Genomic DNA, 17,888 nt, shown 5'->3' with positions numbered 1-17,888 from the left:
TTGTGGAACAGGCCGGAAAGCCTGTTCACAAAAGGCTGAGTGAGAATGGTGCAACATCTGAGTTAAAGAGGACTTTTTTTATAGTTTAAACTGAAATCTTGCACCATTATCTATCAGCCTGCTATAGGCGGAATCTCCTGCCCAACCCCTACTCCCCACAAGAAAACTCATTCTTTGTGAAACAGGCCCGAAAGCTTGTTAAGCGAGAATGGTGCAACATCTCAGACTAACCGGACATTGTGGCTGAACTCAAGAAACCTGGTTTCTGCAATGGAAAACGTTTTAAGATTGTGCCAACCTATCCTAAGAAACAGTTTGGTGAACTAATTTAACTTTCCCTAAAGCCGTCTTCCTGCTGTCAAAGAGTTTCATCACGCCGGAGGAGATGGTCTCGATGACATCGGGAGCGCAGTAAGAGAGAAACTCTTCCGAGGAAGTAGGATCTGCAAAAAACTCTTGAGCTTTCTTCAAAAAGTTTTCAGTTTCAGCAAAGCCGATAGATTTGATAATAAACGTAGAAACCGGGGAGTTTTTAATATCATAGCGCGATTCTTGATTGCGTCCTATTTCTAGCAGGTCTAACACTTCTCTTTGTAACTGACTTTCTAATGGGTAGGCGCTCTGTCTGTTGGGCAAGTAATCCTCCAAAACAGAAGTTTTAAATCCTGGTGTGCGTAATTCTCCCATCATAGTTGAAAGCGGAATATCGCGGCCCAAACGGTAGGAAAGAGCTTCTAAAATGGCGATAGTAATTAGCTTTACCCCCAGATAAAGTTTAGCAACTTCGATATTTTTGCGAGTTCGGGCAATCAGGTTAGCGTAGGTTTCATCGTCCGGCTCTTGCATAAATTGCTGGAAAACCAGTTCGGGTTTGAGGAAGTTCAAAAATCCTTCCATTTTTTGCAGAGACCTGCGATATCCGGCAACAGTATAGGAATTAACATTGGTCAATTCGTGGTTGGTTTCTGGCATCAAGTTCCAGGTATTGTCTAAGAAATTAGAGGAATTTCTAGAGGCAAAATTCTCGACATCCCGATTTGCTAACCTGACAGAACGCTTGACAATTTCTACGGTTTGAGCATCGCTCCATCCCAAGTTAAAATCACGGTTTGCACTTACCAAACGCTGGTGCAAAAGTTCGATCGCGCTCAAACCGCTGGGCGAAACGGGACGAAAAGGGATAGTAGCTTCGATGCAAGCTGTTATCTCAGCGATCGCACTAGCTGGCAAAAAAGGCTCCAAAGATTTGGCAGCAATAACGGCACTCAAAAATTCGTTTTGGCCGCCAAATGGAGAGAGAGTCTTGCCGGAAATAAACCCAAATACTGAGGCCACTAGCTGATACATGGCATCGTCGGGCAGTTCGGTTTCATCTCTAATAACTAGCTGATAGATGGCATCGTCGGGCCGTTCGGTTTCATCTCTAATAACTAACTGCGATCGCACCTCTTTGACAAAAGGACAAAGGGCGCTGCTAATATTGAAACTAACGCCCTGATCGACTTGCACGTACACGAGGTCGTGAAACAGCGCAGCCAGCACCTCGATCGGATCGACTGACCCCCCGACCTCAAAAATGTGTTCCGACGTGTGAAAGTAGCGCCAAGGCCCTCTCATCGTTTGAATGATTAGCTCAGCTATCTGCTCCAGCTTTGGAATATCTACTCGACCTCCCAATTGCTCGATCGAGCTTACCAAGCAATCCAAGCACCGTTTTTGTTCTGCCAAAAGCTCCATTTACACACCTCCAGTGCATTCCCTGATTGTCTTGCGCTTGATTGAATGGTATCAAAACGCGCTGCGATCGTGCCATAATTCGTCACTCAAAAATTTCAAATTTTATGGTGAAACAGGGAGAGGGGGCGAGGGAAAGAGAAAGAGGGAGAAAGAGCGAGGGAGAGGGAGGGAGAGGGAGAGCGGGAAATTAAATATTAAAAATTCGGCAGTTGTGGAGATTCGGGCAACTTGGGCGATCGGTATCATAAATTACAGTAAAAATGATAAAAAGTGGGTAAAAACTTGATGAATTTTTGAGGAAATTATGAGGGATTTTTGACAAAAGCTGTGGGTGGGTGTCCTTGACACCAGCATCAAACTGCGGTGGTATAAACACTGCGTCCTGCCTCAGAATAAGATTCCTAGACTTGCTGATAAACTTCTTGATATTCGCGCTGATACACTTGAGTTGATTAGCTTTTGGGCAGTTGGCCTAAAGTTTCCTCGATCGCCACTTTAACTGCTGCCTTGGTTTGCTGTCACCTCTCCCACTATAACAGTAACAGAACTTACACAACTGTCACCATTGCTCCTGGCACCATGCCGTACAAAATCCGACAATCAACAGGGGAACATCGGGGGCATTTCAGTGGCTCAATTAAATAATTGGACAACATCAATCGAGCTGAAATACCCCCTTAATCCCTTAGTCCCCCTCTGCTGGGACTTCGTATGTTTAGAAGCCATTTAAATCGCCGAATCAACTGTTAAATACCCAACTTTTTTCAGAAGTCGGCGATCGGGGGATTGTGTCTTTTGAGCCGTTGCTGACAAGCGAATTTCAAAGGTGGTACCCGCCACGTGATTTATCCGTGGAATCAATCCCAAATCGAAAATCGAAAATCCTCAAGAAAGAGCATTTATCCGTGGGGTCGCCTCTAAAATCTAAAATCTAAAATCGATTGACTTACTGCATCCGATCGATCGTCCGATACTGCACCGCCTCCGCCACATGATTCGTTTTCAAGCTTTCATCCCCCGACAAATCAGCAATAGTTCTAGCAACCTTCAAAATGCGATCGCTCGCCCTCGCCGAAAGCCCCAACTTCCGAATCGCCATCTCCAATAAATTCCGAGAAGCATCATCCAACTGACACCATCTATTAATGTGACTGCTTTGCATCTCCGCATTACAGCGCAAACTAGATTCCGACTGAAAACGGCGAGTAGCGAGCTCTCGCGCCCGCTGTACTCTCACCCGCACAGGTTCCGACTCCTCTCCCGTCGGCTGTCGCGTAATTTCCTCGGGTTTCAAACGATTAACCGCCACTTGCAAATCAATCCGATCCATCAAAGGCCCCGAAAGTTTTGCCCAATATTGCTCCCTCTTTTGCGGCGAACAAGTACACTGTTGAATCGAATCCCCGTAATAACCGCAAGCGCAAGGATTCGTACTCGCAACTAAAGTGAATTGAGCCGGAAACATCACCGATTGTCTAGTCCGAGAAATCGTCACATAACCATCTTCCAGCGGTTGTCGCAAAAACTCCAAAACATCTCTTTTAAACTCAGTTAATTCATCCAGAAAAAGAATGCCGCGATGTGCTAAAGAAATTTCACCCGGACGCGGAAAACTGCCGCCACCTACCAAAGAAGGCCCCGATGCCGAATGGTGAGGACTGCGAAAAGGTCGATCGCCCACCAAGCTTCCCTTATCCTTCAACAACCCAGCCACCGAATGAATTTGAGTTACATCCAAAGCTTCATCAAAAGTCAGCGGTGGCAAAATACCAGGCAAACGCCTCGCCAACATAGTCTTACCGCTCCCTGGCGGCCCCACAAAAATTAAATTGTGTCCCCCCGCCGCCGCAATTTCCAAAGCCCGCCGCGCGTGAATTTGCCCCTTTACATCCTTTAAATCTAAACCCGGAAACCGCGTTTTTGCTAACTCTTCTCGACCGTTTACTTCTACAGGCGAATAAACTTCAGGATTGTTCAAAAAATCAGTAACTGCAAAAATATTCTCAAAACCATAAACAGATATTCCGTGCACCAAAGCCGCTTCCTGCGCGTTACCAGCCGGTACAACTAATCCTGAAATACCCATTTTTTGAGCAGCAGCGGCGATCGGCAAAACCCCAGCCACAGGCCGCAAACTCCCATCTAAAGAAAGTTCCCCTAAAAACAAATAATCTCCCAAAAGTTCAGCGCTGACTTGTTCCGATGCTGCTAAAATGCCAATGGCGATCGGCAAATCAAAACTCGGCCCTTCCTTCCGCAAATCTGCCGGTGTCAAATTAATCACAATACTCCGCATCGGAAAAGCATATCCCGAATTTTTTAGCGTAGCCTTAACCCTTTCTTTAGCTTCTTGCACCGCAGAATCGGGCAATCCCACAACCACAATTTTCGGTAGCCCCCCTGACACATCAGCCTCAACACCCACCTTTACCGCGTCAATTCCAACGATCGATGCACTCCAAACCCTAGCAAGCATTTTTCTTTATCCTTAATTTGCCTGTCCTTGATTCATCATCTATTATGATTAACAATGACTAATGAATATCGGGAGAGGCAAGAAAAACTTTTCCTTGCCTCTTCTTTTTCTCCTCTTCCCTCTCTCCTGCTGAGTCTTCCCTCTTCCCACTTCCCCTTCCCACTTCCGCCTTCTGTCCTCTTCCGTCAAACTCCATCCGTTAAATCCGTTACATCCGTTACACAATCCGTTGCCGAACTTCGTTAATACCCATGACAACTCAAGAAACGCTTTTCAGCAAAATCATCCGCAAAGAGATTCCCGCAGACATCGTTTATGAAGACGACTTGGCCCTCGCCTTCAGAGATATCCATCCGCAAGCACCCGTCCACATCCTCGTCATTCCCAAACAGCCTATTGCCAAATTAGCCGATGCCGAGTCGGAAGATCATGCTCTCATGGGACACCTGCTGCTGACTGTCAAGCGGGTAGCAGACCAACTCGGACTTAGCAACGGCTATCGCGTCGTCATTAATAGCGGCAGCGACGGCGGCCAAACTGTAGACCACATGCACCTTCACATTCTCGGCGGTCGGCAGATGAAGTGGCCCCCAGGCTAAAGGCTAATTTTTACCCCGAACTTGCGGACTCATCCTCAGAAACCCGGTTGATTTCTATTGCCAAGCGCCTCAGAAACCGGGTTTCTTTTTTTGTCAATACACCCCGTTGATTGGAGATTATTGAGAATGCAGCCCGCACTAGAAACCCGGTTGTCAGTATTCTCCCGATAAAAATTTCCGCTCGCAGAATCCACCGGCTATATGTGAATAAATATTAAAAATCCTCTCCCCCAGACGAAATTAAGAGATATTTAAAATGAAAGAAAATCGACCTGAACTAAAGTAATTTGCTCAAACTGCTGAACCCATCTACAGCTAATAGATGCAGTTCTTCAGGTCGCTATATTTAACCTATTATGTGAGTAATATTGCTTTGTAAAAAACTACAAATATTTACCAGTAATCCAGTTTTTGTAAAAGTTTGTAAAATCTTTAAATTGTCAGCAGAAATCCCTTGGCAAACTTTAGTGAATGGTGTTACTAATATAAGCGTGGGGCATCCCCACAACGAACTTTGAAAATTCAATTAAGCCATCATAAACCAAATGACAACAACCGTACAGCGTCGCGAAAGCGGCAACGTTTGGGAACGCTTTTGTGAATGGGTCACAAGCACTGAAAACCGGATTTACATCGGTTGGTTCGGCGTCTTGATGATTCCTACCTTGCTGAGTGCCACCATCTGCTACATCATCGCCTTCATCGCTGCTCCTCCAGTGGACATCGACGGCATCCGCGAACCAGTTGCAGGTTCCTTGATGTACGGCAACAACATCATTACTGGTGCTGTTGTTCCTTCATCGAATGCGATCGGGCTTCACTTCTATCCCATCTGGGAAGCAGCTTCCCTCGATGAATGGTTGTACAACGGCGGCCCCTACCAATTGGTAGTATTTCACTTCCTGATTGGCATTTTCTGCTACATGGGTCGTGAATGGGAACTGTCTTACCGCTTAGGTATGCGTCCTTGGATCTGCGTCGCTTACTCTGCACCAGTTGCAGCAGCCACCGCAGTATTCTTGATCTACCCAATTGGACAAGGTTCGTTCTCTGACGGTATGCCCTTGGGTATCTCCGGCACATTCAACTTCATGATCGTGTTCCAAGCCGAGCACAACATCCTGATGCACCCCTTCCATATGTTGGGAGTTGCTGGTGTCTTCGGCGGTGCTCTGTTCTCCGCCATGCACGGTTCCTTGGTAACATCTTCTTTGGTTCGCGAAACAACCGAAACTGAATCTTTGAACTACGGTTACAAATTCGGTCAAGAAGAAGAAACCTACAACATCGTTGCAGCCCACGGCTACTTCGGTCGGTTAATCTTCCAATACGCGAGCTTTAACAACAGCCGTTCTTTGCACTTCTTGTTAGGTGCATGGCCAGTTGTCGGTATCTGGTTTACCTCTTTGGGTATCTCCACGATGGCGTTTAACTTGAACGGTTTCAACTTCAACCAATCGGTTATCGACTCGCAAGGTCGCGTCATCAACACTTGGGCTGATGTCATCAACCGCGCTAACTTGGGTATGGAAGTAATGCACGAGCGCAACGCTCACAACTTCCCCCTCGACTTGGCTGCTGGTGAAACAACTCCCGTAGCAATGGTTGCTCCTTCCATCAACGGCTAAATTTAGCTTTTGATTAACAAAAAGCGCTCCTAGAAATAGGGGCGCTTCTTGTTTTGGCAACTAGAATTTGAGAGATTTCCTTCTCTTGAATTCGTTAGATCCGTTAAATCCCATACACTGCGCCTTGGCGAACTTCCCGATCGATCTGATATATTGATTAAGAATTATTATTTTTGGCAATCCTCAAAGTGGCGATATTTAACAGGCACAAAGTTGAAAAACTCGTGGTTCATAAATCCAAAACATTAGCCTGGGCGATCGCATTTTTTAGCGGCATTTTGATGGCATTGACAACCGCACCAGTAAATGCTTGGCTATTGGCTTGGGTAGCATTAGCTCCCCTGTGGGTTTTGGTTGTCACTTATCAAAAGCCAAAAATAGAAGAACAAAAACAAAAATTTCTCTTTCTTCCTTCTTTCCTCAACATCCATCCGTTACATCCGTTACAGAATCCGTTGCCGAACTTCCTTCTTCCTTCACTCTGGGGAATTGGCTATCACGGATTAGCTTTATCTTGGATTATGGGAATTCACCCGATGACTTGGTTGGGAGTTCCTTGGTGGCCGAGTTTGGCGATCGCACTTTTTTGCTGGGCATTCATCACCCTCTGGGGAGCAGCATTAGTCGCCGTTTGGGCGTGGCTATTTGTAATTCTCAACTCCCTAACTTTACGCGGAAAAAATCCAAATCTTATTCTTAACTCCCCCCCTTTACAAGGGGGGGCAGGGGGGGGTAGCTCCGATCTTATTATTCTTAACTCCCCCCCTTTACAAGGGATGGCTGGGGGGGGTAGCTCTAAATTTTCAGCATTAACTCGCGTTTTAATTGGGACAGCTTTGTGGTGTGCCTTAGAAAGTATTTGGAGTACAGGTTCGCTGTGGTGGACATCACTATCTTACACGCAAAGCCCCCACAATTTAGCAATATTGCACCTCGACCAACTCTCCGGGCCCAGCGCAGTAACAGCCGCTATTGTAGCAGTAAATGGCTTAATTGCCGAAGCTTTTATAGAAGGAAGAAGGAAGAAGGAAGAAGGAAGAAGGAAGAATTGGATTGCTTATATTTTGCCTGTAAGTTTGTGCTTAATTTTGCATATTGCAGGCTGGATTTTGTACAACCGCCCTTTGAATCAAGAAGCTGAAACCGCTTTAAAAATTGGCATTATTCAAGGCAACATTCCTAACGAGATTAAGTTTGATTCAGGGGGTTGGCGGCGCGCTTTGGAAGGTTACACCACTGGATACAAACAGTTAGCAGACAGAAAAGTCGATGCTGTGTTAATTCCAGAGACAGCTTTGCCTTTTATCTGGACAAACGAGTATCAGCGTTCTACCCTTTCTTTTTACCAAGCTATTCTCGAACGCGGTGTGGTGGCTTGGGTTGGAGGATTCGGACAGCAAGAGAATAGTATCACTAACAGCTTATTGGCGATCGATCGCACTGGAGAAATTGTCGGTCGCTACGATAAACTAAAGCTCGTACCTTTAGGCGAATATATCCCTTTTTACGAAATCTTAGGCGGGATTATTAATCGTCTTTCTCCCTTAGATGCTCATTTAGTACCCGGTAATTCTAAACAATTGTTTGATACGCCGTTTGGCCGCGCCATTGTCGGAATTTGTTACGATTCAGCCTTTGCTGAAAATTTCCGATATCAGGCGGCGATGGGAGGCGAATTTATGATTACCGCTTCCAACAATGCCCATTACAAACCGCCGATGTTAGCTCAACATCACGCTTTAGATGTGATGCGGGCAATTGAGACGGATAGATGGGCAGTTATCGCAACTAATACAGGTTACTCTGCTTTTGTTAATCCTCACGGTGAGACAATTTGGAAGTCGGGAATTAATACTTATGAAGTCCGAGATGTTACTATTTATCGGCGGCGAACTCGGACTTTTTACGTGCGGTGGGGAGATTGGCTGACGCCTGTATTGTTAGTATGGGCTGGGTTAATGCTGTTTATTGTTAAAAAAAATTAATCCGAAGCTTTTAGATTTTAGATTTTATGTACCAATCTAAAATCTAAAATCTAAAATCTAAAATCGAATGACTCTACTTATCTTTCACGTGTTCGTGAACGCTAGGAGATAAAGAAATTAAATCGTCGATATTGCGCTGCATGGCAGCACAAATATTGTCCAAAGGCAAATCATTGGCATCGTGTCCAAAGGGATTTTCTATTTCAATGCCGATTTCTTCAATCCCGAACAAAGTAAAACTAATTAAAGCTACAACAGGGCCAGTTCCCCAACTCACATCGTTTACCATTTGAAAGGGCAGTGCCAAACAGTAAAGCAACAATAGTTGTTTTAGGTGAATCGCGTAAGCCAAAGGGATAGGGGTCTTCAAAATTCGCTCGCAGCCACCTAATACATCTATCATAGAGTTGATTAACTCCTTCATACCAGTTAACTGATAGACATCAACGCAATTGCCCTCGTACTGTTCGTGCAAGTAATCCTCAATCCAAAAGGCAATCTCTAGGGGCGGATTGTTCATCGACTTGAGCTTTTGGTACTGCGATGGGGACATCAAATGCTCCAATTCTGAATTTACTAATTCTTGGCGCAAGTGCAGTTTCAGGGCTACCGCAAAGGCAGGTAAGAGGCGCAGGACTGACTTTTTGATTACGATATCCTGCGGGTCTTTTTCCTCGATTGCTACCCAGATTTGGCGCGCCAAATTGCGGACGTTGTTGACTAACGTTCCCCACATTTTTCGACCTTCCCAAAATCTTTCGTAGGCTGTATTTGTCCTAAAAACTAACAGTAGACCCAGGACAATACTGGGTACAATACTCGACAAAATTGGTAAGGAAACCGGCCACTTTAAAAAGTGCAGCAGGGAAATCAGAACTCCAAAGCCCCCACACAGCAAAACGCGGGGCAAAATTGAGGGAATGACAGACCCCCGAACCTGTAATGCAATTTTAAACCAAGGTGGTCGATCGACACTCATGCAAGTCTCCTCATTAAATTAAATTAGCCCCGTCCTAGCACGGGCGGCACAACTGCCTGCTACACTTATTTCTTCGGCCCCACCAGTCGATTTGAGATTCGAGATTTTAGATTGACTCCACAGATAAATCTGAGGTGTTTGAACTTTGGTCTAAAATTTTTTGGTCTCCACGACTGCTGTCAGGGGCTTGTATCCCTATTTGGGCGCGGTGAGAGCTTCCGAAAAAAGCTTTCCTACAAACAACCTTTGGATTTTACCCAAAAAACTCATCAATCTAAAATCTAAAATCTAAAATTGATGGACGGATGCACTTAATTAGGTAAGATTAACTATGTATATTTAAACCTCAGCTTCCGTGCAAGAGCGACCGACATCTGTGCCCCCTCATTTTCACCGATTGCCAAACCAACGGTGGCAAATTTATTCCCCTCAAACGCAGCAAGCCGAACAGTTTGCCACTGAAATCGGTTTGTCGCCCTTGCTGGCACAGGTACTGATTAACCGGGGAATCGATTCGCTTAAAGAAGTGCAAGGGTTTATCGAACCGGAATCTCTGGTTTTGGCCCCACCAAAAGATGAGTTTCCCGATTTGGCTGCGAGTGTCAAACTTTTGCGGGAGGCGATTTCGGGAGGGCAAAAAATTGCCATTTGCGGCGACTACGATGCTGACGGGATGACGAGCACGGCTTTGTTGCTGCGAGCTCTGAGGGCTCTGGGCGCGAATGTGGATTATGCTATTCCCAGCCGGATGCGAGAAGGTTATGGGATTAACGATCGCATTGTAGAAGAATTTTACTCGGAAGGTGTCGCTCTCATTCTCACCGTTGACAACGGAATTGCAGCCTACGGCCCGGTTGCTAGAGCACGAGAACTCGGTGTCAAAGTTATTATTACAGACCACCACGATTTGCCGCCAAAACTGCCGCCTGCTGATGCTATTCTCAACCCGAAATTAATCGCAGAATCTTCACCTTATCGCGGTTTGGCTGGCGTAGGCGTTGCTTATGTTTTGGCTATTACTTTGGCTCAGGATATGAAAAAAGTTGGGGGGTTGGTGAATCCCTTGCTGGAGTTATTTACGTTGGGAACTATTGCGGATTTAGCGCCTTTGACTGGCGTTAATCGGCGCTGGGTGAAGCGGGGTTTGCGGCTGTTGCCTCACTCGCAATTGGCGGGTATTCAGGCTTTGATTCAGGTGGCTGGAGTGCAGCCGGGAAGTGCGGAAAGTTTACCTCTTCTGAATTCAAAAAGCCAAGCTAGCAATACGTTAAAGCCTGAAGATATTGGTTTTAGGCTTGGTCCCCGGATTAATGCTGTGGGGCGGCTGGCTGACCCTCAAATTGTGATAGAGTTGCTGACTACGGACGATCGCGAATTGGCTCTCAAAAACGCGATGCAGTGCGAACAAATCAATCAGCGCAGGCAGGAGTTGTGCCAGGAAATTGAGCAGGAAGCAATTGCTTGGTGCGAGAAAAGTGATCTCGATTTGCAGCAAGAACGAGTTTTAGTTGTCGTGCAACCCGGTTGGCATCACGGGGTGATCGGGATTGTGGCTTCTCGGTTAGTGGAACGCTACGGCGTACCTGTGTTTATTGGCACTTTTGAGGATGAGGCTGGCGAAAACGAGGCTGTAGGGGCGGTTGCCCATAAAATTATCAGGGGTTCGGCGAGGGGAATTCCTGAGTTTAATGTATTTGACGGGCTGAATTTTTGCGCGGATTTATTAACTAAATTTGGCGGACACAAAGCGGCGGGCGGTTTTTCGATGCCGGCTGATAATCTCGAAGAATTCCGCAATCAACTGTCAATTTTTGCCAATCAATGTTTGCAGCCGGAACACCTAAAACCGCTGGTTTCAGTTGACGTGCAGGCAGATTTGGCAGAGATTAATCTTGACCTTTACCGACAAATTGATGCTCTGGAACCTTGCGGGATTGAAAATAAGGCTCCTGTATTTTGGACGCCTAATGTTTGCATAACTGAACAGAAAATTGTTGGTAAAGGAGGTCATGTTAAACTAACTGCAACTCAAGATGGAAATGTATCGGCTAGTGTGAAGGCGATTGCTTGGCGTTGGGGCGAATATTTTCCTTTGCCTCGGCGGGTTGATATTGCTTACCGATTGCGGGAAAATAGTTTTAATGGCAAGATGTCGGTTGAATTAGAATTGTTGGGCGTTCGGCTACCGGCAAATGCTGCTACTTCCAGGCCACCGAAGTTCGGAAAAGTGGAGTTTGATTATTGCGATCGCACTTATTCTTGCAGTCTATCTCCTGCAGGCTCGATCGAGGAATTGAGAATTCGCAACTCTCAAGGGCAAGTTTTGGCTGTTGCACCCGGACAAAACATCGGTTTGTTAGGTAACTCCCGCAAAGATGCTAGAGAAGTCGATGTATCTCTACCTTTTTTTGAGAATTTGATTCAAACTGCTAAACACGCCCTCGGTATTTGATAACAAAGCAGGTGCAGCAGGGAAAATTGGCGATCGAGCCTTGTGAATTTTGCATAATTTAAAACTCAAAACTCCCAACTCTCGATCGCCCCGGAGCGTGCTATAATTACAGGTCGCCGCCTTTAGCAGCCAAGAGAAAAATCACGATCGGGCCAGAAAGCACGACGGCTGCGAGTAAAGCTACCTGAACAATGAGTTGGTAGTCTACACCAGCCATACCACTGAAAAGATCGGTTATAAAGTCCATTTGTCCTCCTGACTGTAGTGATTAAGTCTAGATTGTTGAATTAGAAAATCCGCTTCTGATTTTACCGGGCGATCGACCATATTTTTTAAGGAACTTTACAAAATTCAACAAAATGTAAACTACGATCGACCTCTCAGTCACAGGAAACTAGGGACTTGATGCCCCTTCCCGGAAACTCCCCCCAATCTCAAATCTCAAATCTCAAATCGAACCCCCTTTCGGGATATCCGTCTCCGGCGGGCGCTGGCAATTGATATACTTTAAGAGCCCCAATTTCCTAAAGTTTGGCATTTTCCACATAATGCTCCGAATCTAAAATCTAAAATCTAAAATCTAAAATCTAAAATCAAACTATGGCTACTTGGCGTTGCGTAAAGCAGTGCGGTGCTTGTTGTTACCTCGACCCAACAGAGCGCCCAGACTTAGACGAGTATTTATCTGAAGACGAATTAGCGGTCTATTTGAGCTTAGTCGGAGATGACGGTTGGTGTATAAATTTTGACAAAACTACCAGAGAATGCGGGATTTACGCCGATCGACCGCGCTTTTGTCGGGTAGACTCAGAGGTGTTTCAGGAAATGTACGGCGTTGAGCCGACTGAATTGAACGATTTCGCGATCGAGTGCTGCTTGGAACACATTGAAGATCTTTATGGCGATCGATCTTTGGAAATGATCCGCTTTAACTCTGAAGTCGGAATCCTCGCCTTACCTGACGGTGTTGCATAATTGCGGGATGATTTTGATTGTTTTGGGGGATGGGCCCCTGATCGCGAAGGCGTGTATTTTCACAGCAGGCGGGACACCCCACAACCATCCTCCTCAAATTGTGCAACGCCTACCTGACAACTAACAATCTCCCGGTTTCTCACCGGGAGAGTGTCAAAATAAACAAATCAAGGAAATATCGCGCAGTTGAGTTGAGCTATGAGTAATCGAGAGGGTTTTACAGGGGGATTTATTGCCGGAGCTGCCGTTGGCGGCTTGGTGGGTGCAGTTTTGGGCGCGGTGCTGTCGCGGCGCGCTGCTGAAGCTTTGCTGAGTGAACCTTCAGACGCAAAAACCAGAAAAATCCGCCAGAGGAAAGCCAGCCAACTCGAAGCCGACGGGATGGAGGTAGCAAGGCTGAGTTTAGAAGATAAAATTGCCCAGCTAAATCAGGCAATAGATGACGTGCGGCTGCAACTCGGAGACGTAAACGGCAACACGCCGGCTCCGGGCAGCGAGGGATCGATCGCTCAAGACTCCTAACTCCATTTAAGATTTTAGATTAGTCGGGCACATCAATGCGGGCTACTCACATCTTTCACCATTCTCGCTTCACAGACCTTTCGAGTCTGTGAAGCAAACAGTGATTTTTATTGTGGGCAGTTGCTCTTCTAGCCCGCCCGCAAACAGCGTGATGCTCCCCCTCTCCCCCACCTATGCTAAACTTTAAGTTAAAGTGTCTGTAAACTTTACTCAAACTTCAACGAGAATATATGAGTTATTCCATAGGCCTTTTGGCAACCACGCTGTCCACATTTCTGCAAATCTATGTAGCCCTAATGATTTGTCGCGTGCTATTAAGCTGGTTCCCGAATATCAATTGGTACGACCCCCCCTTTTCAATTTTGAGTCAGTTAACAGACCCTTACCTGAATCTATTCCGATCGATTATCCCCCCCTTGGGAGGGATTGACTTTTCGCCACTGATTGCGTTTTTTGTACTTCAGTTCGGCTCGGAATTCTTGATCGGTCTTTTGACCAGCTTGCAAACATCCTTGTAGTTTGAAAAGCTTAAGTTTTTAAGCATCGAGCGTAAATTGTTTGGCAGACCTAGCAGCCGGCAACTAAATTTTAGATTTGAGATTTTTAGATGGACTCCCCGGTTGAAAAGCTGGGGAGTTCATCGTACATCAGAAATGAGAAATTGCCAGCCACTCAACAATCTCAAATCGAAAATCTCAAATCTAAAACAGCATCCCACTTTCACGGGCAGCCCACCCTAAATCTCAAAGAGTTTCCTTAACGGCGAACCACGCCAGTAAAACCTGTAGCTTTAAATTGCTTGAGCTTCAAAGGTGTTCTCTGATTGGAGGCAACCGAAATTCTGAGCTGAAAATCGCTAACTCCGGGAGGAACTTCTTCTATAGAACCCAACCGAGTCCGGTTTTGCATCACCGGATTGTCGTCAGCATCATAAATGCGGCCGAAAATATCAGCATTGACAACTGGTTTGCCCGTGCTATTTTCAGCTTTCCCAGTAATCAAAAAGCAGGTAGCTTCCATAGAACTGCCACTGGTGACTGTTCCTTCTCCCATTTCGGCAGGACATTCGCGATAAGAAAGGTCGGAAAGTTTAATCTGCGTCAAAGCCCAAGCAGGTGGAGTGTATACCAAACTAAAAATTCCGATTAGGCAAGTAGCAAAAAAAAGGCTGATAGCTCGAAATTTCATAAATGGCGGGGAAAGTATATTTTAATTCTCAGCTTAGCGCGAATTTAGCCTCAAATTCTTACTTATAGGAATTCTGAAAACTACAGCTACTTTTTGAAGAAATGGCATTAGTCTAGACCTAAATGCTGTCGCAAGGCTTGGCGCATCACATCGACTGGGACGGATTCTTTATCCAGCCAAATTTTTAAGGCGGCTGCTCCTTGTTGAACTAGCATTTCGAGTCCGTCAATAGCTCGCGCTCCCCGAATCTTCGCATCTTTGAGAAATTGCGTAGGATTAGGGGTGTAAATTAAATCATAGACGATCGCACCTGCTGAAATTCGATCGATCTCACCATCCGCAACAGGCGACTTTTCCCCCTGCGGATACATCCCCACAGGCGTCGTGTTCACCAGCAAATCTGCCTGCGAGATTAAACTTGACAAATTATCCCAAGTATGCACCTGCAAATTCTGCACGGGCATCGGAGAATTGAGCCAACTCTGCTGAAATTCCGCTAAATTTTGTTCGCTGCGGCCGACAACGTGAATCTCTGCACATCCCAATTGAGCGCATCCAGCCACAACAGCTCTCGCCGCCCCGCCATTCCCCAAAATTACTGCTACTTTCTGAGTCCAATCGGAACCCCCCCTAGCCCCCCCTTGGTAAGGGGGGGGACCGGATTTAACAGCCATATTGCCGCTTTCTAAGCCAGAGGTAGCGTCTTTAGCCCCCCCTTGGTAAGGGGGGGTTGGGGGGGTTTGCAGGGGCGCGAGAAAGCCTTCAACGTCAGTATTTGTGCCACACCAACCTTTGTCAGTTAGGTATACGGTATTGACTGCGCCGATCGCTCGGGCGATCGGGGAAACTTCCGACAGCAGTGGTAAGATTGCTTGTTTGTGCGGAATCGTGATGCTAAATCCCCGAACGCCGATCGCCGCAAATCCTGCAAGAGCAGCTTTTAAATCCCCTGGTTTTACCGGAAACGGCAAGTAAACAAAATCGACTCCCAATTGGGAAATAGCAGCATTGTGCATCGCCGGCGACAGAGAATGTTCGACGGGATGACCAATTACTCCTAACAGTTTAGTAGTGCCTTTAATCATTTTTGTTAGTTGAGAGTGGACTGTTGACTGTTAACGGTTGACTGTTGAGTTTTGTTAGTTTTCATACCAGATTTTGCTACAGTTGGGTCCTTATTCTTTAGTCGGCTAGGAGTGAACTTCGTTAATTCAGAAGCGATTTTCCTCGCCGAGTGACTGTCAACCGTCAACTGTCAACTGTCAACCGTCAACCGTCAACTGTCAACTGTCAACTCTCAACTGTTTGCCGAAACTCTTTGGCATCAGCCAAAATCGGATTGACATCAAACCAATAATCCTCGCCGTAACGGTATTCAAACACCCAGAGACTCCGCAGCAATATTTGGTATTTAGTTTCCCCGTTCACAGTTTTGGTAGCGGATACTTGGCGCAGCAATTTCCACTCATCAGGTTCGATCGCCAAAGTAAGCTGGTGGCGGCGCTGGATGATCACATTTTCCAAAGTTTCCCGCGACAGAGGAGGGTCTTGTTTCTGCAGACAGCTATACAGCAGTTGCAGCAAATTGCGGACATGACCTCCGCTGACTCGACACAGGCGATCGAGCGTTTCCGCAGAGTCGAAAACTTTGCCTACCAAAGCATAGCGCTGCGAAGGATGCACCGTCGGAAAAGCCCGCGCCAGAACCATCTGCCGCAGCAATTCCACACCCTCAGAGCACTCAGAACCGTCGCTCAACTGCACCGGCACCATCGGCAAAACCTTCGGATCTACCCCAAATCGATTCGTCAACTGGCCCAAATCGTTAGAGAAAATCAGCACCAAAGGAATTGTATACACGACGTGGCAATTTAGTCTTGCCAACTGTTCGCCGCGATCGACAAACAAGTATTCCGGCTGCAGCCGCCCCGTTGGTTTCGCGCACAGGTGTATGCGATCGAGATTGTCGATAATTACTACAAGTCCTTGTTTCCCTTGGCGTTTGAGTTCTTGATTAGCCGGCTCTAGCAACTCCTTATTAAGCGCATCTAAAATTACGTTAGTTCGCGGCTCCAAATATTGCCTCAACTCCGATCGCAGATTCGGAGCATCTTTCGCCTTAGCAGTAATTTTGCCAATTCCCAACGCCAGAGAAAATTCTCCCTCCGTGCTGGCATTTATTTCCCCAAAACCCGGAACATTAGCTTCCGCGCTCAAGTCTATTTGAGTTTGAAAAACATCAGCAATCCCTTTGAGCAAAGCTTTAAAACCCGTCGGTTGCAGCTTAATTTTCATTTTCTCGATGCTTTCGCTCACCTGACGAGCAACGCTCAACAAAATGTCAGTGATATCTACATCTGCCATGTCTAAGTCTTTACTCGACTCAAAATAAACAACATGAAATCCTTGTTGCTGCAATTGAGCTTGCAGCCGCAGCAATTCTGTTGATTTACCAGAGCCGATGTGACCGGTGAATAATTGACAGGTAGGTGCATCGGGGGACAGACGGCTGATGGTGCGCTCCAATTGTTCTACGATTGTGCCGCCCCGCACTGAAGAGAAATCGATATAGTATTGTCGGTCTTGTTGATTTGCTACTGCCAGGGTGTAGCTGGGATTGCAGGCGCTATAAAATTTCTGTAAATTTAGTTCCATACCCTGTTCCATCTTTCACAACATTATGCCCTAATAGCTTATTCGTTTTGCTATGGTAATAATCAGCACAAGTGGCCTGTTTATTCTGCTGTTTTATTTTGCGGTCAATATCTTAATTTAGCTCATAAAATTTGAGATTTTAAATTTGAGATTGTAGATTTTAGATGGTAATGACTCATCACTATCGGGGTGGGGTTCTTCCCTCCCTGGCTATTCTTTTTTTAAACTTTTATCATCATACGCACTCACCAATTATACCTAATTTTTGCCGACACAGAATGAAGGGAAATCACTAATACCCGATAACTAGGCAATCGCTCTGTCTGTGCCGCAATTTTGTATATTGAAATCAACGACGAAGAGTGGGTGGTAATTTTCTCCTGTTAAAGTGGCTATTTGAGTACGGTTAACCGAATATATAAAGGGCGGGAACTTGCACCCGCCCCTATGCGGTTATCAAGTCAAGATAAACTCAAATCGGAAACCTCAAATTTAATTGCTTCAGCCAATCCCATGGCAGATTTCACACTCTTGGTGGCACTGATTCGGCAGATTGGATATTGCCCCAAAACGGATGTTAGAATCGTACCAGTTTAATGAAACTAAGACTTCCCCACGCTTTCTTCAGAAACCAGGTTTCTTCCTATATTTCTCCTTACTAAATCTCTTATTTTAGTAGAAAATGGCTTTCT

At 46.0% G+C, this 17,888-nt stretch carries 15 protein-coding genes; 8 read left to right on the top strand and 7 right to left on the bottom strand.

Translation table 11 applies throughout. The features are described from left to right. Positions 1 to 303: 303 nt before the first annotated feature. Both QT979_RS05365 and QT979_RS05360 read right to left on the bottom strand, forming a co-directional pair. Positions 304 to 1,737, bottom strand: coding sequence for a hypothetical protein (locus QT979_RS05365; protein ID WP_333211061.1), 1,434 nt, complete (start codon positions 1,735 to 1,737; stop codon positions 304 to 306). A 946-nt stretch (positions 1,738 to 2,683) separates the two neighbouring features. Next, a complete protein-coding gene (locus QT979_RS05360) occupies positions 2,684 to 4,213 on the bottom strand; it encodes a YifB family Mg chelatase-like AAA ATPase (RefSeq protein ID WP_333308512.1) in 1,530 nt (509 codons plus the stop codon). A gap of 251 nt (positions 4,214 to 4,464) precedes the next feature. Between QT979_RS05360 and QT979_RS05355 the strand changes: the two genes are divergently transcribed. The 3 genes from QT979_RS05355 to lnt all read left to right on the top strand — a co-directional run bounded on the left by QT979_RS05355 (position 4,465) and on the right by lnt (position 8,425). After that, positions 4,465 to 4,812 (top strand): histidine triad nucleotide-binding protein, encoded by a 348-nt coding sequence (locus QT979_RS05355; protein WP_333308510.1) that lies wholly within the window; start codon positions 4,465 to 4,467, stop codon positions 4,810 to 4,812. A gap of 545 nt (positions 4,813 to 5,357) precedes the next feature. Next, positions 5,358 to 6,440 carry a photosystem II q(b) protein gene (gene psbA / locus QT979_RS05350; RefSeq protein ID WP_333083652.1) on the top strand — a complete coding sequence of 361 codons (1,083 nt, stop codon included), beginning with the start codon at positions 5,358 to 5,360 and terminating at the stop codon, positions 6,438 to 6,440. A gap of 188 nt (positions 6,441 to 6,628) precedes the next feature. Then, the gene (gene lnt / locus QT979_RS05345) at positions 6,629 to 8,425 is read left to right on the top strand and encodes an apolipoprotein N-acyltransferase (protein ID WP_333308606.1); all 1,797 of its coding nucleotides are present in this window, start codon (positions 6,629 to 6,631) and stop codon (positions 8,423 to 8,425) included. 73 nt (positions 8,426 to 8,498) lie between these two features. Here lnt and QT979_RS05340 read toward each other — a convergent pair whose 3' ends face one another. Beyond that, positions 8,499 to 9,404, bottom strand: a complete 906-nt coding sequence (locus QT979_RS05340; protein WP_333211067.1) for a bestrophin family ion channel — start codon at positions 9,402 to 9,404, stop codon at positions 8,499 to 8,501. Positions 9,405 to 9,759: 355 nt separating this feature from the next. Between QT979_RS05340 and recJ the strand changes: the two genes are divergently transcribed. Further along, positions 9,760 to 11,856, top strand: coding sequence for a single-stranded-DNA-specific exonuclease RecJ (gene recJ / locus QT979_RS05335; RefSeq protein ID WP_333308508.1), 2,097 nt, complete (start codon positions 9,760 to 9,762; stop codon positions 11,854 to 11,856). A 106-nt stretch (positions 11,857 to 11,962) separates the two neighbouring features. On the opposite strand, the gene psb30 is transcribed toward recJ, so the two are convergent. Beyond that, complete coding sequence (psb30, locus tag QT979_RS05330; RefSeq protein WP_190740284.1) at positions 11,963 to 12,103, bottom strand: photosystem II reaction center protein Ycf12/Psb30; 141 nt, start codon at positions 12,101 to 12,103, stop codon at positions 11,963 to 11,965. Positions 12,104 to 12,456: 353 nt separating this feature from the next. On the opposite strand from psb30, the gene QT979_RS05325 reads away from it, so the two are divergent. The 4 genes from QT979_RS05325 to QT979_RS05310 all read left to right on the top strand — a co-directional run bounded on the left by QT979_RS05325 (position 12,457) and on the right by QT979_RS05310 (position 14,113). Next, a complete protein-coding gene (locus QT979_RS05325; RefSeq protein WP_333211071.1) occupies positions 12,457 to 12,831 on the top strand; it encodes a YkgJ family cysteine cluster protein in 375 nt (124 codons plus the stop codon). 198 nt (positions 12,832 to 13,029) lie between these two features. Beyond that, positions 13,030 to 13,353: a hypothetical protein gene (locus QT979_RS05320; protein ID WP_333211073.1), complete on the top strand. Its 324-nt coding sequence runs from the start codon at positions 13,030 to 13,032 to the stop codon at positions 13,351 to 13,353. Positions 13,354 to 13,583: 230 nt separating this feature from the next. Continuing rightward, positions 13,584 to 13,871, top strand: coding sequence for a YggT family protein (locus QT979_RS05315; protein WP_333083660.1), 288 nt, complete (start codon positions 13,584 to 13,586; stop codon positions 13,869 to 13,871). 89 nt (positions 13,872 to 13,960) lie between these two features. Beyond that, entirely contained in the window at positions 13,961 to 14,113 is a 153-nt protein-coding gene (locus QT979_RS05310; RefSeq protein ID WP_333211074.1) for a hypothetical protein, read from the top strand. On the opposite strand, the gene QT979_RS05305 is transcribed toward QT979_RS05310, so the two are convergent. From QT979_RS05305 to QT979_RS05295, 3 genes are all read right to left on the bottom strand, one after another. Then, positions 14,110 to 14,541, bottom strand: coding sequence for a hypothetical protein (locus QT979_RS05305; protein ID WP_333308505.1), 432 nt, complete (start codon positions 14,539 to 14,541; stop codon positions 14,110 to 14,112). The two genes, QT979_RS05310 and QT979_RS05305, sit on opposite strands and share 4 nt — an antisense overlap. 107 nt (positions 14,542 to 14,648) lie before the next feature. Further along, entirely contained in the window at positions 14,649 to 15,626 is a 978-nt protein-coding gene (locus QT979_RS05300) for a shikimate dehydrogenase (protein WP_333308503.1), read from the bottom strand. Between the two features lie 205 nt (positions 15,627 to 15,831). Beyond that, positions 15,832 to 17,196 carry a P-loop NTPase fold protein gene (locus QT979_RS05295; protein WP_333211080.1) on the bottom strand — a complete coding sequence of 455 codons (1,365 nt, stop codon included), beginning with the start codon at positions 17,194 to 17,196 and terminating at the stop codon, positions 15,832 to 15,834. Positions 17,197 to 17,888 lie beyond the last annotated feature (692 nt).

The organism is Microcoleus sp. w2-18bC1 (assembly GCF_036700365.1).
In the GTDB taxonomy this organism is placed as follows: domain Bacteria; phylum Cyanobacteriota; class Cyanobacteriia; order Cyanobacteriales; family Microcoleaceae; genus Microcoleus.
The sequence above is the reverse complement of the archived record's forward strand: the minus strand, read 5'-3'. Positions and strand labels throughout refer to the sequence as shown.